The 12,432-nt window shown below is 58.9% G+C and carries 19 protein-coding genes; 9 read left to right on the top strand and 10 right to left on the bottom strand.

Going from position 1 to position 12,432, the window contains the following annotated elements:
• Positions 1 to 103: 103 nt before the first annotated feature.
• The 3 genes from CAF87_RS14175 to CAF87_RS29035 form a co-directional block, all read right to left on the bottom strand.
• Entirely contained in the window at positions 104 to 838 is a 735-nt protein-coding gene (locus tag CAF87_RS14175; protein WP_085731952.1) for an ABC transporter substrate-binding protein, read from the bottom strand.
• Between the two features lie 163 nt (positions 839 to 1,001).
• Complete coding sequence (gene ppnN, locus CAF87_RS14170) at positions 1,002 to 2,375, bottom strand: nucleotide 5'-monophosphate nucleosidase PpnN (RefSeq protein WP_085731951.1); 1,374 nt, start codon at positions 2,373 to 2,375, stop codon at positions 1,002 to 1,004.
• Positions 2,372 to 2,602 (bottom strand): hypothetical protein, encoded by a 231-nt coding sequence (locus tag CAF87_RS29035; RefSeq protein ID WP_139831729.1) that lies wholly within the window; start codon positions 2,600 to 2,602, stop codon positions 2,372 to 2,374. Before CAF87_RS29035 ends, ppnN begins: the two co-directional genes overlap by 4 nt.
• Here CAF87_RS29035 and CAF87_RS14165 point away from each other — a divergent pair.
• Positions 2,588 to 3,109 carry a DUF3087 domain-containing protein gene (locus CAF87_RS14165; protein WP_085731950.1) on the top strand — a complete coding sequence of 174 codons (522 nt, stop codon included), beginning with the start codon at positions 2,588 to 2,590 and terminating at the stop codon, positions 3,107 to 3,109. The genes CAF87_RS29035 and CAF87_RS14165 overlap by 15 nt on opposite strands.
• On the opposite strand, the gene CAF87_RS14160 is transcribed toward CAF87_RS14165, so the two are convergent.
• Positions 3,106 to 3,492, bottom strand: a complete 387-nt coding sequence (locus CAF87_RS14160) for a DUF2784 domain-containing protein (RefSeq protein WP_085731949.1) — start codon at positions 3,490 to 3,492, stop codon at positions 3,106 to 3,108. The two genes, CAF87_RS14165 and CAF87_RS14160, sit on opposite strands and share 4 nt — an antisense overlap.
• 154 nt (positions 3,493 to 3,646) lie before the next feature.
• Between CAF87_RS14160 and CAF87_RS14155 the strand changes: the two genes are divergently transcribed.
• The 3 genes from CAF87_RS14155 (at position 3,647) to CAF87_RS29290 (ending at position 4,867) form a co-directional block, all read left to right on the top strand.
• Positions 3,647 to 4,345, top strand: coding sequence for an AzlC family ABC transporter permease (locus CAF87_RS14155; RefSeq protein WP_085731948.1), 699 nt, complete (start codon positions 3,647 to 3,649; stop codon positions 4,343 to 4,345).
• The gene (locus CAF87_RS14150) at positions 4,345 to 4,656 is read left to right on the top strand and encodes an AzlD domain-containing protein (protein WP_167443797.1); all 312 of its coding nucleotides are present in this window, start codon (positions 4,345 to 4,347) and stop codon (positions 4,654 to 4,656) included. Before CAF87_RS14155 ends, CAF87_RS14150 begins: the two co-directional genes overlap by 1 nt.
• Positions 4,657 to 4,720: 64 nt before the next feature.
• Positions 4,721 to 4,867 carry a hypothetical protein gene (locus CAF87_RS29290; protein ID WP_169430743.1) on the top strand — a complete coding sequence of 49 codons (147 nt, stop codon included), beginning with the start codon at positions 4,721 to 4,723 and terminating at the stop codon, positions 4,865 to 4,867.
• A 46-nt stretch (positions 4,868 to 4,913) separates the two neighbouring features.
• Here CAF87_RS29290 and CAF87_RS14145 read toward each other — a convergent pair whose 3' ends face one another.
• The 4 genes from CAF87_RS14145 to CAF87_RS14130 all read right to left on the bottom strand — a co-directional run bounded on the left by CAF87_RS14145 (position 4,914) and on the right by CAF87_RS14130 (position 8,090).
• On the bottom strand, positions 4,914 to 5,186 hold the full coding sequence (locus tag CAF87_RS14145) for a hypothetical protein (RefSeq protein ID WP_085731946.1): 273 nt from the start codon (positions 5,184 to 5,186) through the stop codon (positions 4,914 to 4,916).
• A gap of 290 nt (positions 5,187 to 5,476) precedes the next feature.
• On the bottom strand, positions 5,477 to 6,157 hold the full coding sequence (locus tag CAF87_RS14140) for an SOS response-associated peptidase family protein (protein ID WP_085731945.1): 681 nt from the start codon (positions 6,155 to 6,157) through the stop codon (positions 5,477 to 5,479).
• Positions 6,158 to 6,208: 51 nt separating this feature from the next.
• Positions 6,209 to 7,045 (bottom strand): ABC transporter permease, encoded by an 837-nt coding sequence (locus CAF87_RS14135; protein ID WP_085731944.1) that lies wholly within the window; start codon positions 7,043 to 7,045, stop codon positions 6,209 to 6,211.
• A 61-nt stretch (positions 7,046 to 7,106) separates the two neighbouring features.
• Positions 7,107 to 8,090 carry an aliphatic sulfonate ABC transporter substrate-binding protein gene (locus CAF87_RS14130; RefSeq protein ID WP_085731943.1) on the bottom strand — a complete coding sequence of 328 codons (984 nt, stop codon included), beginning with the start codon at positions 8,088 to 8,090 and terminating at the stop codon, positions 7,107 to 7,109.
• Between the two features lie 293 nt (positions 8,091 to 8,383).
• Between CAF87_RS14130 and CAF87_RS14125 the strand changes: the two genes are divergently transcribed.
• The 3 genes from CAF87_RS14125 to CAF87_RS14115 all read left to right on the top strand — a co-directional run bounded on the left by CAF87_RS14125 (position 8,384) and on the right by CAF87_RS14115 (position 10,729).
• Positions 8,384 to 9,331: an ABC transporter substrate-binding protein gene (locus tag CAF87_RS14125; RefSeq protein WP_085731942.1), complete on the top strand. Its 948-nt coding sequence runs from the start codon at positions 8,384 to 8,386 to the stop codon at positions 9,329 to 9,331.
• Between the two features lie 133 nt (positions 9,332 to 9,464).
• A complete protein-coding gene (locus tag CAF87_RS14120) occupies positions 9,465 to 10,364 on the top strand; it encodes a polysaccharide deacetylase family protein (protein ID WP_085731941.1) in 900 nt (299 codons plus the stop codon).
• Between the two features lie 122 nt (positions 10,365 to 10,486).
• Positions 10,487 to 10,729 carry a DUF1652 domain-containing protein gene (locus tag CAF87_RS14115; protein ID WP_085731940.1) on the top strand — a complete coding sequence of 81 codons (243 nt, stop codon included), beginning with the start codon at positions 10,487 to 10,489 and terminating at the stop codon, positions 10,727 to 10,729.
• Between the two features lies 1 nt (position 10,730).
• Here CAF87_RS14115 and CAF87_RS14110 read toward each other — a convergent pair whose 3' ends face one another.
• Positions 10,731 to 11,093 carry an NUDIX hydrolase gene (locus tag CAF87_RS14110; RefSeq protein ID WP_085731939.1) on the bottom strand — a complete coding sequence of 121 codons (363 nt, stop codon included), beginning with the start codon at positions 11,091 to 11,093 and terminating at the stop codon, positions 10,731 to 10,733.
• A gap of 216 nt (positions 11,094 to 11,309) precedes the next feature.
• Between CAF87_RS14110 and CAF87_RS14105 the strand changes: the two genes are divergently transcribed.
• On the top strand, positions 11,310 to 11,498 hold the full coding sequence (locus tag CAF87_RS14105) for a DUF2188 domain-containing protein (RefSeq protein WP_085731938.1): 189 nt from the start codon (positions 11,310 to 11,312) through the stop codon (positions 11,496 to 11,498).
• Positions 11,499 to 11,551: 53 nt separating this feature from the next.
• Here CAF87_RS14105 and CAF87_RS14100 read toward each other — a convergent pair whose 3' ends face one another.
• Positions 11,552 to 11,791 carry a hypothetical protein gene (locus CAF87_RS14100; protein ID WP_065259780.1) on the bottom strand — a complete coding sequence of 80 codons (240 nt, stop codon included), beginning with the start codon at positions 11,789 to 11,791 and terminating at the stop codon, positions 11,552 to 11,554.
• A 230-nt stretch (positions 11,792 to 12,021) separates the two neighbouring features.
• Between CAF87_RS14100 and CAF87_RS14095 the strand changes: the two genes are divergently transcribed.
• Positions 12,022 to 12,357, top strand: a complete 336-nt coding sequence (locus CAF87_RS14095; protein ID WP_085731937.1) for a hypothetical protein — start codon at positions 12,022 to 12,024, stop codon at positions 12,355 to 12,357.
• Positions 12,358 to 12,432 lie beyond the last annotated feature (75 nt).

The raw sequence follows: 12,432 nt of genomic DNA, 5'->3' as shown, positions 1-12,432 counted from the left end.
TGCACCAGAAAACGGGAAGAAGATGACCGCCACTTTATGGCCACGGACGCCAGAAGAAAAAACACCTTTTCAGATAGTTGTTATCAAAGGTGTTGATGCGTGATCAGCGCGGCAGGGTATTGCTCAGCCAGCGCTGGCGCATTTTCTCCAGGCGACCGTCGGCGCGCAGAGTATCCAGCGCTTGCTGCCAGCGTGCGACTTGTTTGGGGTCGGTCTGTCGGGAGAATGCGATGTACGTGTCTTGCTTCATCAACGACAACTGGTACTGCAAACGCCCCGGTTCCATGCCTTGCTCGCGGGCGAGGGCGGCGCTGGACAAGGTGTCGGACACCACAAAGTCGGTCCGCCCGAGACTGAACAAACGCATCATCTGTTCCGGAGTTTCCACGCCGTAGAGGTTGGTCAGGTCCTGTTCCTGCAAATAGCTGTAGACCAGCCATTTGCGTGGCACGGTGATCCGGCCCAGGTGATCGGCCTCGCGCAGGCTGCGCACGGGTGGATGGAAGCTATCCCGGGCGTAAAGCGCGGTTTCGACTTCGATCAACGGCCCGACCCATTGGTAGCGGTCATCCCGTGCGTCGGTGCGCAGCACGGTAAATACGCCGGTGTCCGGAGTCTCGCTGGCCATGCGCAGGGCACGCAGCAATGGCACTTGCTGCAGGTGAATGCGATCGCCGGTCTGCGCGGCCAGGGCTTGCACCACATCCACGCCGAAGCCCACCAGTTGATCGCCCTGAAGGAAATGCAGCGGAGGATGATTGTCGGTGAGCAGTTGCAGATCTGCCGCATTGGCTGTCAGAGCCAGAAGAGACAACAGGCAGGCGGCAAAACGTTTCATGGATCGTCCCTGAAAAAACAAACGCCCAGCTTAGACGGCCACACGATGGCTGTCGTGGGGAATCAGAGGGGCTTTTGTGTCAGAGAACAGGGCGGTTCGGTAGTGTCGATGCGCCATGAGGGAGTGCGCTCACTCCCTCACGGGCAAACTGCATCGAGTGCGGTCAGGAAACAACGCGATAGCACGGCACATACGCCGCGCCGCCCGGCAGTTTCATTCGGTGCTGGGCGACGAAGGCTTTGAGCAGCAGATCGAGCGGTTGCATGATCGCGGCGTCGCCACGGATCTGATACGGACCGTGTTCTTCGATCAGGCGAATGCCCTTGTCCTTGACGTTGCCGGCGACGATTCCGGAGAACGCGCGGCGCAGGTTGGCTGCCAGTTCATGCGGAGGCTGGTCGCGATGCAGCTTGAGGTTGGCCATGTTTTCGTGGGTCGGGTCGAACGGGCGCTGGAAGCCCTCGTCGATCTTCAGAAGCCAGTTGAAGTGGAACGCGTCGGCGCGTTCACGGCGGAACTGCTTGACCGCTTTGAGGCCAGCAGTCATCTGACGTGCCACTTCGGCCGGGTCGTCGATGATGATTTCGTAGTGCTGTTTCGCCGCTTCGCCGAGGGTGGCGGTGACGAAGGCGTCGAGCTGTTCCAGATACGGCGCGGCATGTTTCGGTCCGGTGAGAATTACCGGGAACGGCAGGCCGGCGTTGTCCGGGTGCATCAGGATGCCCAGCAGATACAGGAACTCTTCGGCAGTACCGGCGCCGCCTGGGAAGATGATGATGCCGTGGCCGACGCGGACGAAGGCTTCCAGGCGCTTTTCGATGTCTGGCAGGATCACCAGCTCATTGACGATCGGGTTCGGCGCTTCGGCGGCAATGATGCCCGGCTCGGTCAGGCCCAGGTAGCGGCCGCCGTGAATACGTTGCTTGGCGTGGGCGATTGTCGCGCCTTTCATCGGGCCTTTCATCACGCCCGGGCCGCATCCGGTGCAGATGTCGAGGCTGCGCAGGCCCAGTTCGTGGCCGACTTTCTTGGTGTATTTGTATTCTTCGGTGTTGATCGAGTGGCCGCCCCAGCACACGACGATTTTCGGCTCGACGCCCGGGCGCAGAGTGCGTGCGTTGCGCAACAGGTGGAAGACGTAGTCGCTGATGCCCTGGGAGGTGCTGAGGTCGATGCTCAGGGCATCGAGTTCGTTTTCGGTGTAGACGATGTCGCGCAGGGCGCTGAACAGCATTTCCCGGGTGCTGGCGATCATTTCGCCGTCGACGAAGGCGTCGGCCGGGGCGTTCAACAGTTCCAGGCGCACGCCGCGATCCTGTTGGTGGATGCGGATTTCGAAGTCCTTGTAGGCTTCCAGAATGGTTTTCGCGTTGTCGACATGGGCGCCAGTATTGAGGATGGCCAGGGCGCACTGGCGAAAAAGGGTATAGGTGCTGCCGGTTCCGGCCTGGCTCAGTTGCTGAACTTCACGTTGGGAAAGAGTTTCCAGGCTGCCTTTTGGGCTGACTGAGGCATTGATTACGTGTCGTTGGGTCATGCAGTGATCCTTAAAACGATGCCATTGCCGGCCTGGCCAATGGCATCCGAATAGAGTGTATCCATGAATGAAGATGGCACGATCTGCGTGGTATCGCCATGTCCCCCGCTGGACGATGAAAAGATGAAAAGGAGCTCCAGCATAGCTAAATCCGCCTCAGAGGCGATAATGCGCCGGCCTCTTTTTATTTCAAGCCATGGAAGCCTGTCGCGATGTTCGAGATTCAACCGATCGATGCCATCACCTATCGCCAGCAGACCCGGCGCAGCACGCTGATTATCGCGGTGCTGTTCCTGGTGCTGGCGATGGCGTTTTCGACCGTGGCGGTGGCGCTGTTCGGCGAGCCGGGTGGCGATAACCTGCGGTTCAATGTAGGCGGGGTGTTCGGCGCATTTCTGTTGACGGCGGCGTTGTTGCGCGGACGTTTCTGGAATCAGACCTGGATGGCCCCGGCGGTGTACGGCTGGCGGCTCAAGCGCAGCCTGATGAGTGTCACCAATGTCATGCATCACGTGACGGCGGCGGTCGAGAGGGGTGATCCGACAGCGATGAAAGTGCTGCGCTTCTATCACCTGGGCTTGACGCAGATGCATGAACTGGACGGTAACTCCAGCGATCATTCGCAATTACGCCGCGAAGTCGAGGCGCACAAGGCGCGGATGGAGGCGCTCGGTCTGGATACCGATCAGATGCGCCTCGATCCGGCCTGGCTGGAAGCCTTGAAGTCGCGTTAGAACGGAATGCGGGCGGCGCGACGCAGTTTCCACTGACGGAACAGACGTCCGTATACCAGCAGGTTGATCATCAGCACCACTCCCCCCAGCACAAGCTGAATCTGCGAGGTCAGTCCCGCCGGGTAGATGATCGGCCAGACGTAATGCTCGATGAAGCCGCCGGCATACTCGGTTTGCCCGGCAGCGTGGCGCATCAGGTTTTCCCAGTAGGTCAGCGGGCAGGTCAGGTGCAACACCTCGACCATCACGCCCCAGGTTGCGGCCGGCAGATGCAGCCACGCCACTCGGTGCCACTTGAGCACCAATAGCCCGCCAAACAGCACGAACAGAATGAACGATAGGTGAAACAGCACCAGCCCGTCGGCGGCAATTCGATACAGCATGTCGTCTCCCTGACGCAGATGTGAATGGCTGTCATGGTACGCCGCTAATTGGTTTGCAGCTGGGCGATTTCCGGCAATTGCGCAAGATTGTTCAAGCCAGCAAAAGGCATTTGCTGGCAGAGTCCGGGGTCTTTTCTCACGGTTGAAGAGCGTTATGTCCGACTCATTAATTCCGCGCAGTGCCTTTTTTCGCGGAGCCGCGGCGATCATGCCGTTATCCCTGGCGACCGCGCCATGGGGGCTGCTGGCCGGCTCCATGGCGATCGAAGCCAACCTTACGCCGCTGCAAGGGCAGGGCTTGTCGAGCATTGTATTTGCCGGCGCTGCGCAACTGGTGGCGATCGGCATGCTCAAGGGAGGGGCCGGGATTTTCTCGATTCTGCTGACCACGCTGCTGCTGACTTCGCAGCATTTGCTCTACGGCATGAGCATGCGCCATGTGATTTCGCCGTTGCCGGGTCGCTGGCGCATTGGCCTGGGCTTTTTGCTCACCGACGAACTGTTCGCCCTGACCAGTCAGCACGACCGTCAGCAGTTCAATCGCTGGTATGCCCTCGGCGTCGGCCTGACGTTCTATATCGCCTGGAACCTCTTCACCCTGGCCGGCATCGTGCTCGGCAGCAGCATTCCGGGGCTTGAGCATCTGGGACTGGACTTCTCGATTGCCGCGACCTTCATCGCCCTGATCACCCCGGTGGTGCGCAACGTGCCGACCGTGGTTTGCGTGGCGGTGTCGCTGTTCTGCTCGGTGTTGTTCAGTTATTGGCAGTGGGGCTCGGCGCTGGTGCTGTCGGGGCTGGCGGGAATGACCGCAGGGTTTATTTGCAACAAGCTATATCGGGAGCGCACATGATCATCTGGGCAGTGATTTTCGGCATGGGGATTCTTGTGTTCCTCAACCGCTACGTGTTTCTTGAGCCGCGCTTGCCGGTGCGTTTGAGCAGTAACGCACGGCAATTTCTGGGTTTCGCCGTACCGGGTATGTTGACCGCGATTTGCGGGCCGATCGTGTTCATGCCGGATAAACAGCTGAATCTGCAGTGGGATAACCCTTATCTGCTGAGTTCATTAGTGGCGATTGGATTAGTGATTTACACGCGTAATACGTTGCTTAGCATGCTATTGAGCATGGCGTTCTTCTTTCTGTTGCGCTGGTGGTTGTAAGTTGCCTGTCTGAATCTGTTCTACGCTGTAAGGATGACTGACGACTTATGGCAGCGAGGTGAACATGGCAACCGAGCAGAAACGTCCCGAAGAAGATGAAGAACCGAGCGAAGAAGAGATCGAGCGGGAGAAACACAAGGAGCAGACCTGGAAACATGACGACAGCCGCGAGTTGTCCGATCGCGACCAGGAACGCCCGCTCAAACCTTGAGCGCTACCACGAAAAAGCCCCGCGATTGCGGGGCTTTTTCGTTTCATCAAAGATCGTCCAGCTGTGTGAAATCGGGGTGCGAAGCCCGATAACCCAAGGTCTTGTCGATCCAGGCATTCAGCTCGTTGACCATCACCGGCGGGTGGCAGGGATAGTTTTGGAGAGTGGCGCGCAGGATGCGGTCGATCTCGGGTACGTCACGCAGGTTTCGAGTCTTTATGTAGTGGGCGATAAAACAGTCGAGTTGAAAGCGTTCTGTCATGGACAGATAAATACACTCCAGGCCGTTGGCCTGTTTGATTGCAAAATCGTCGCGCAACTTAGTTCTCTGCAAGGCTTGTAAGTTTGTAGGGTATTCCCGGTTTGTTGACTCTTTGGTCAACTGATATGCCAATAGGAAATGCGGCGCGCATGCTATCTGTAGCGTTACTAAATGTATGTATGACGATTGAAATGTCAGACAGGCGGTTGCTTTTAATCAAGCGACTGATTCAATGATTGTTTCGAGTTTGAAACACTGTCTGTAACGAACGGTTCTCACTTGCTGCGTGATATCAATTTGACTCACGTCTTCCGATTATTCGATAGACGTGCCGGCCCGCAAAATATTTAAGCCACCACTTCAATCAACTCCGCACCCTGATTGCGTGAGTTGCCGACAGCTTTGCCGACTTTGTGCCATTTGAACGCTTCGCTGCCCAACCCTTCGGACAGGAGCATTTGCTCGGCACGCTCAACGGGTGTGGCGGGATCGAGCCATTCCCGTGCCCCCTCGGCGGACAACACGATGGGCCGGCGATCATGCAGATCGAGCAGGCCACCTTCACTGTCGGCGGTGATGATCACGAAACCGTCGTCTTCCCTCGATTGCGCATCGGGTGTCGGAAACTGGCCGATGGCGGCGCAGAAAACCGGCTGATGATCGATTCGATGGATCAGCCAGGGCTGGCGGCTCTTGTCCGGCCCGTCGACCCATTCGAACCAGTTGTCGACCGGGACGATCAGGCGGTGACGCCAGATCGCCCGAAAGAACGGGCCGTGGACGACTTTTTCGACTCGCGCATTGATCGGCGCCGCGCGGTCCCTGGCCCAGTGCGGGCGCCAACCCCAGCGCAGGTTATCGGCGTACAAGCGTTGTTCGTGTTGATGAAGAATGGCCAGCGCGGTGGTGGGCGCCGCGTTGTAGTGCGCGAGCGGTGCGTCGCCGACGTGATTGATCAGCGCATCGGGAATGCTCAGCACCGCGACAAAATCGTGGATGCCGCGGTATTGCGAAAGTCTTCCGCACATTGGCCGAACCTCCGGCGAACACTGCCTGAAGATTCAGCTTAGTTGTGCAGATCAGTCCTTGCTGCCCTGGCCGGTAAAGGTGTCGCGCCAGGCCAGCCAGCGGCGCTCGAGCGCGGCGAGCAGCCCATCGCTGAGTTTGCCCAGCAGCGCCAACACGATAATCGCCGCCAGTACGATGTCCGGTCGCGAGGTTTCGCGCCCGTCACTCAACAAGTAACCCAGCCCCTTGGTCGCCGCGATCAGCTCGGCCGCCACCAGAAACATCCACGCCAGACTCATGCCGCTGCGTAGCCCGGTGAACAGGCCGGGCAGGGCAGCGGGCAGCAGAATCCGATGCACCAGTTGCAGGCGACTGAAACCATAGATGCGGCCGACTTCCACCAGTTTGCGGTCGATGTTGCGGATTGCCGCGACGACGTTGACGTATACCGGGAAGAACGCACCAATGGCGATCAGGACGATTTTCGAGGTCTCGTCGATGCCCAGCCACAATAGCAACAGCGGCACCCAGGCCAGACTGGGAATCGAGCGAAGCGCGGCAAAGGTTGGCTCCAGGTACGCCTCCGCCTCACGGCTCAGGCCGACCCACGCAGCAAATACCAAGGCCAGACTCGCGCCGATGGCAAACCCGATCAGCACGCGGATCAGGCTGGCGCCGATGTGTTTCCACAGTGCGCCTTCGGCCAGATCGAAGAGGGTCAGGGCGATCTCGCTCGGCGCAGGCATTTGATAGGACGGCAGCCAGCCGACGCGCACGATGATCTCCAGGGCGATCACGATCAGCAGCGGCAGGGCCAACCCTCTAAGGCGCCGCCAGGGCGGATTCAACGGCAGGATTTGTCGGCGCGACAGCGGCACGGCGAGGCGGGCGGGCAGGTCATTGCTCATGGGCGGTTCTCCGCTCACGACAAATCCGCAACGGGCGCGGACTTGTTGTGAGCCCGATTGGTTACTGGGCGGCGACTTGCTGGAAACCGGTGTCGATCAATTGATCGATGACATGATCGACATTCACCCCACGGCGCACCAGTTCTTCGGAGACCAGAATCGGCGCGGCGGCTTTCGACGCCAGTACGTCGGCGGCGGTGAGTTGCGGGCTGCTCAGGTCGGTGCGCGACAGTTGCAGTTTGGCCACATCCAGCGGCAGGCCGGATTCGCTGGCGAGCAGTTTGGCCAGTTCGTCCGGGTTCTTTACCGACCACTCGCGAGCCTGTTCATAGGCCTTGATCACGGTGTCGATGGTTTGTGGGTGTTCCTTGGCGTACTGCTCGGTGACGCTGACCACGCCGTAGCTGTTGAAGTCGCGGTTGCGATACAGCAGGCGCGAACCGGCCTGTACCTGGCTGGCGGCCATGTGCGGATCGAGGCCGGCCCAGGCGTCGACGTCACCTTTTTCCAGCGCGGTGCGGCCGTCCGGGTGTTGCAGGTGCACCAGCTCCACGTCGTCCTTTTTCAGCCCGGCCTGTTGCAGGCTGCGCAGGGTGAACAGGTAAGGGTCGGTGCCTTTGGTGGCGGCAATTTTCTTGCCTTTGAGGTCGGCGACGGACTGGATCGGCGAGTCTTTGCGCACCACCAGTGCGGTCCACTCGGCGCGGCTGTAAACGTACACCGATTTGATCGGGCTGCCGTTGGCGCGGCTCAATACTGCCGCGAGGCTGGCCGACGAGGCGAAATCCACGCCGCCGCTGTTGAGGTATTCCAACGAACGGTTGCTGCCCTGGCTCAGTACCCAGTTGACCTTGCTCTGGGGCAGGGCCTTTTCCAGATAACCCAGATGTTTCAGCGCCAGGCTGACGGGGGAGTAATAGGCATAGTCCAGATGCACTTCGGCGGGCGGCGTTTCCGCTGCGTGGGCGAGAGGTTGCAGGCTCAGGGCCACAGCGCAGGCCGCGAGCAGCGTTTTGATGCGGGAAAACGGTAAGCGGGATTTCATGGGCACGCTCCGGCAAGGCAACAGTTTCTTATGTCCAGAAAGATATTTTTATCGAATGCTTCCTGCATGAATGGAATATTGCAGGCTCTGTGCCATATGCCTTGAGCCCCGTGTTTACGGGGTTTTGATGCGATTTACGCGCTTTGAACTGTTGCCGGGAAAACACTGTGCCGGGCCACTGTTGCTAGACCAACAGCGCTTGTCGGCGGTGCTGAGCTTATTCATTAATCGAATTTCAAATGCGATTTGTAAGAGCGTTATGGTCTATATAAAACCCCTTTGCAGGACTCGCCATGAAGCTCTCCCGTTTCCTACGCGCTGCGTTGACCAGCGCCTTGATTGCCTCGCCTCTGACTTACGCTGTCGAACCTGTGGTCCTGCATGTCGGCGACCAGAATTACTACAACATCCGCGCCTCGGTAGAAGCGTCCGGCGTATTGAAGGACGCGCCCTACACCATCGACTGGAAACACTTCCAGGCCGCCGCACCGCTGGCCGAAGCGTTGCAGACCGGTTCGCTGGATCTGGGCTTTCTCGGCGACTCGGGTTTTCTGTTCCTCGCCGCCAAACAGGCGCCGGTAAAACTGATCGGCGTGTCGCGGCAGAACCCGGATACCATCGCTCTACTGGTTCCAAAGGATTCGCCGGTGAAAACCATCGAAGACCTGAAGGGCAAGAAAGTCGCCTATTGGCCGGGTGCCTGGAGCCAGCAGTTGACCCTGCGGGCGCTGGAGCAGGGCGGCCTGCCGGAGAACTACGTCGACTTCGTCAAGCTGATGCCGATCGATGCCTCTGCCGCGTTGCCTCAAGGCAGCATCGATGCCTTCCCGGTATGGGAACCGTACATTTCCCAGCAGGTCGTGTTCTCCGGTGCACGACCTATTCTGACCGCGAAAAACCTGATGCCGGGCTTGAGCGCCATAGCGGCTTCTGCACCGTCCATCGACAGCAAGCGTGAAGCGATCGCCGATTTTCTCGGACGCCTGAAATTGGCCCGAGCCTGGGTCGACAGCCACACCGACGAATATGCGGACTTGTGGGCGAAGAAGGCCAATCTCGATCAGGAAGTCTCGCGGCACTGGTTGCGCCAGGCGCACATGACCGTCGGCCCGGTGGATCAGCAAGCTGCTGCCGACTTGCAAGGCACTGCGGATTTCCTGTTCAAGGTCAAGGCGCTGCCGGCTCCGCTGGCCACGGCAGGCGTCATCGATACGTCGTTTCAGCAGGCACTGGCGCGCTGAGCGAGCGCCGGAACCAAACCCTGTTATCTTTATCCAACCTCGGCCCATTTCGGTGGGCCACAGGGAGGCAGCAGCGGCGAGGGAGTTTTGCCAATCGACAACGTGACCGCGACGGTCGGGCTCAAGGCAAAACATGAAACTCTGGTTCAAGCTTTTCTGCGCTGCGTCCATCATCACCGGGCTGGCCGGTTGCATTGCGGCTCCCATCGAAATGACCGCGCAAACCCGGTCGCGGCTGGATGCGCAGGCGCCGGTCAGGTTTCTGCTGACCTTCGATGACGGTCCCAGCGCTTCAAGTTTCTACAACCCCACCGAAACCGTGCTCGACAGCCTGAAAGACAACCCGTTGCAGCCCAATATCAAAGCGGTGTTTTTCGTCCAGACCCGTGCGCCGCGGGCCGGCAACAGTGAGATCGGTCGGCGGATCATGCATCGCGAGCACGATGAAGGGCACATTCTTGGTTTTCACACAGCGACCCATTGGCACACCAACCACCGATCGCTCGATCCGCAGGAACTCGAAACCTCATTGACCAACGGCACGGCGGACATCGCAGCGATCACCGGCGCACCACCGATTTTGCTGCGCCCACCCTTCTGGAACTACGACAAACGTACGTTCGCGGCCTATCAGCGACATGGCCTGCATGTATTGCTTACAGATCTGAGCGCCAACGACGGCAAGATCTGGGGTTTCAATGGCAGTCCCCGACGCCGGGCCAATATGTTGCGTCAGCTGTCGGAAGTGCGTGAGCGAATCGCCCTCGGTGAGCTGCCGACGGTGGACGGGGTGATTCCGGTGGTGGTCACGTTCCATGACCTCAACCGCTATACCGCGCGACATGCCCGCGAGTATCTGCAAATTCTGCTCGACAGCGCTGCTGCCACAGGCGTGCGCCTGGCCGACAAACCGTTCTATGACGATCATGCACTGCTGGAAAAAGCAGCACTAGCGCGCACGGTGCAGAAGAGCTCGGATCCGGTGCAATTGCCGGGGATCTGGAACTGGATCTGGGGGCGCGACGCCAACTGATCGGTGTTGCGCAAGGATGTGAAGCGGTTGGCGTTTTTTACGGAGGGGCGCTCGCGCAAGGTCGAAAAAGCTCATCTATGCTAAATCGATCGACCGATCTTTCGCCTGCGAGGCGTCTGCCCATGCTTGCCATTGCCGACATTTGCCGCATCGTCGAATCCGGCTTTTCGCCCCTTTACTGTGATTGCACACAAACGGGGCAGGGCTTGTTGCAGATCAAGGTTTACGAACCCGACAGCGGGCGTGTCGATCTGCTGCTCAACGGCGTGTCACCGGAGCATCTGGTCACCATTCGTGACATCTCCAACTTCATCGGTGAGTTGCGCACTGAGATGAGTGCCGGGCGCCGGGCGTTCGCCGGTTGAATCAGAGCCGGCGCTGAAAGGCGCGGAGGATTTGCAGGGTCGCCTCACTGACAGTCAGGTTCTGTACCGCGTTCAGCGGGTGCCAGATGCAATCGACGATTTCGTTCTGTGGCCGTACTTCATCAATATTCAGTACCGACGCCTCGTAAACATGGTGGCGCGTGCCGCCAGCCTCCAGCTCCATCAGATACAGCATGCTATCGGCGAGCAGTCCGGTTTCTTCCTCAAGTTCACGCGTCGCGGCGTCAGTCCTGGTCTCGCCGGGCTCGACCTTGCCCCCCGGCAAGTTCCAGCGGCATCGGGATTTGCGCACCAGGAGAATGTGTCGATCCTGTTCGCAGATGATGGTTGCACGTACTTTCATTTGTTACCCGATTGCCGAATGTCATGAATCTGTCATCAAAATGCAATATTCAAGCCGTGCCTTGGTTTAGACGCCGTTGTGATGTCAGAGTGGTCGCAAAGCGCAAAAGTGCCAGACACTTGACGCCGATATGGGGCGACGTCTGGTCGGCACAGGCTGGCGAACCCGGTGTAAGGTGCAAAAGTGCAGTTGATCGATGGTCGACAGGAGGTGCCTATGAGCATGGCGATGCTGAACAGAATGCACATGAATGGCTACGACGTACTCAGCGTGAATAACGGCCCGTGGCGGGTCTGCACGCAGGGTGATCGACTGGCGTCGTTCGCCAGCCGGGAGGAAGCGCTGGCGTATGCCGCTGCGCTTCCCGGTTACAAGAGTCGCACGCACGGCCGTAAGACTGGCTGAAGGCCTGTAATGAAAAAAGCCCCGGATTTTCCGGGGCTTTTTGTTGCAGGGTGTCAGTGGACTTTCGTTCGGCTGATGGCACGGGCCTTCACTTCCCTGGCATAGAGTTGCAGACGTTCTTCATCGCTTTGCAGCACCTCGCAGGACCTGAGCACCGTTTGTGCATCCGCCTCGTTGCCGGATTTGCGCAACTGCTCGGCAATGCGCTTGAGGTCGACGGCCGACCATCTCAGATCCGATGCCACGCTTTGCAGGTCACGTTGAAGTTCGTGTTCGTATTCATTGAGCCGCATGATCACCTCCTGAACATTCTCGGTAGAAAATAGTAGTCGTATTTTCCGGGAGCAAGGCAAGCGGTTCTGGTCAGTGAACTGAACGGGCACGAATCAGCTGCCGTTGGTCGGAGCAATCGGCGGCTGAGGAGCAGACAGCACCGGTTTTCAGGGAGCAAAAGCATTGCGCCACGATGGATGTTCGAACAGTTAAAGGGTAAATTCGCGTTTTTTCAGATGAAGGTTTGATTATGCGGATGTTGATCGGGGGCCTGCTGATGGCAGCGTTGGCCGGTTGTTCACTGCCGGCATCTCTGGTGCCGGGCGAACCGAACTTCAGCAAGATCAGCGGCAAGGCTCCCAAAGACTACGCCGCATGTGTGTTGCCGCTATGGCAGCAGGACATTCCCAAGACCTCGCAGGTCGCGATTTCCAACGGTTACAGGATCACAGCGCCGAGTATCGTCACCGCTGACGAGATTCTCGATATCGTCAAATACAAGGACGGCAGCCGCGTGTCGTTGTACCAAGGGCCGCCGTGGGCCAAGTCCGGCTCGTTGCGCAAATCGGTGCGTGATTGCCTCTGAGGGCAGAGCGGCCGAAATGAAAAAGCAGAAACCGTGTGATCGGTTTCTGCTTTTTTTTGCCTGTCTGAGGTGTTG

This window comes from Pseudomonas sp. R38(2017) (assembly GCF_002112395.1).
Taxonomy (GTDB): domain Bacteria; phylum Pseudomonadota; class Gammaproteobacteria; order Pseudomonadales; family Pseudomonadaceae; genus Aquipseudomonas.
This window is presented reverse-complemented; position numbering and strand designations above follow the sequence as displayed.